This window comes from Ruegeria sp. HKCCA4812 (assembly GCF_013034245.1).
Lineage (GTDB): Bacteria > Pseudomonadota > Alphaproteobacteria > Rhodobacterales > Rhodobacteraceae > Ruegeria.
Genome location: NZ_WQFQ01000025.1, coordinates 1 through 1,673, shown reverse-complemented (window position 1 = coordinate 1,673; position 1,673 = coordinate 1). Strand labels below are relative to the sequence as shown.

At 64.3% G+C, this 1,673-nt stretch carries 1 protein-coding gene; it reads right to left on the bottom strand.

Annotated elements, in window-relative coordinates; all coding sequences use genetic code 11:
- A partial coding sequence (xsc, locus tag GOW04_RS21745; RefSeq protein ID WP_171233994.1) for a sulfoacetaldehyde acetyltransferase occupies positions 1-1,667 on the bottom strand: 1,667 nt, incomplete at its 3' end.
- Positions 1,668-1,673 lie beyond the last annotated feature (6 nt).

Sequence of the window (1,673 nt, the reverse complement as noted above, 5' to 3'; positions counted from 1 at the left end):
TCGATCAGCGTGGTGATGCCGTTCTTCTGATCCTCGATCGCCTGGTTCAGCGCCGCGGTCAGCTCGTCCTGGGTGCGGGCCACGACGCCCTTCAGACCACAGGCCTGCGCGATACCGGCGTAAGACACTTTGGTGTCCAGCTCGGTGCCCACGAAGTTGTCGTCAAACCACAGGGTCGAGTTGCGCTTTTCCGCGCCCCACTGATAGTTGCGGAAGACGATCTGGGTCACGGCAGGCCATTCCTCGCGGCCGATCGCGGTCAGTTCGTTCACCGCGATGCCGAAGGCGCCGTCACCGGCAAAGCCCACGACCGGCACGTCCGGGCAGCCGATCTTGGCGCCGACGATGGCCGGCAGGCCATAGCCACAGGGCCCGAACAGGCCCGGCGCCAGGTATTTGCGGCCCGCCTCGAAGGACGGATAGGCGTTGCCGATGGCGCAGTTGTTGCCGATATCCGAGCTGATGATCGCCTCTTTCGGCAGCGCCGCCTGAATGGCGCGCCACGCCATGCGGGGGCTCATCCAGTCGGGCTTGGCCGCGCGGGCGCGCTGGTTCCAGGTGGTGCCCGGATCATCATCCTCGTGGTCCATGCTGCTCAGCTGCTGGGCCCAACGGGACTTCTTCTCGGCGATCTTCGCCTTGCGCGCGTCGCGGCCCTCGTCGCCCGCGGTATCGCTCAGCTGGTTCAGGATGCCGGTCGCCACCTTGGCCGCGTCTCCCACGATGCCCACGGTGACCTTCTTGGTCAGGCCGATCCGGTCGGGGTTGATGTCGACCTGGATGATCTTGGCCTCGGCCGGCCAGTATTCCATGCCATAGCCCGGCAGGGTCGAGAACGGGTTCAGACGGGTGCCGAGGCACAGAACAACATCGGCCTCGCTGATCAGCTCCATCCCGGCTTTCGAGCCGTTATAGCCCAGCGGGCCGGCAAACAGAGGGTGGCTGCCGGGGAAGGCGTCGTTGTGCTGATAGCCCACGCAGACCGGCGCATCCAGACGCTCGGCCAGCGCCTTCGAGGCCTCGATCCCGCCCTTGGACAGAACCACGCCCGCACCGTTCAGGATCACCGGGTTTTTGGCGGTCGACAGCAGCTCGGCCGCCTGCGCCACGGCGGTTTCGCCGCCCGCAGGGCGTTCGAAATCGACGATGGCGGGCAGATCAACATCAACCACCTGGGTCCACATGTCACGCGGGATGTTGATCTGGGCCGGGGCGCTGGCGCGCTTGGCTTTCATGATCACGCGGTTCAGAACCTCGGTGACGCGGGTCGGGTCGCGGACCTCTTCCTGATAGGCAACCATGTCCTCGAACAGCTTCATCTGCTCGACTTCCTGGAAACCGCCCTGACCGATGGTCTTGTTCGCCGCCTGCGGCGTGACCAGCAGCAGCGGCGTGTGGTTCCAATAGGCGGTTTTTACGGCGGTCACGAAATTGGTGATGCCGGGGCCGTTCTGCGCGATCATCATCGACATCTTGCCGGTGGCGCGGGTGTAGCCATCCGCCATCATCCCCGCGCTGCCTTCATGCGCACAGTCCCAGAACATGATCCCGGCCTTCGGGAACAAGTCCGAGATCGGCATCATCGCGGATCCAATGATCCCGAACGCATGCTCAATCCCGTGCATCTGCAAAACCTTAACAAACGCCTCTTCCGTCGTCATCTTCATCTGAGT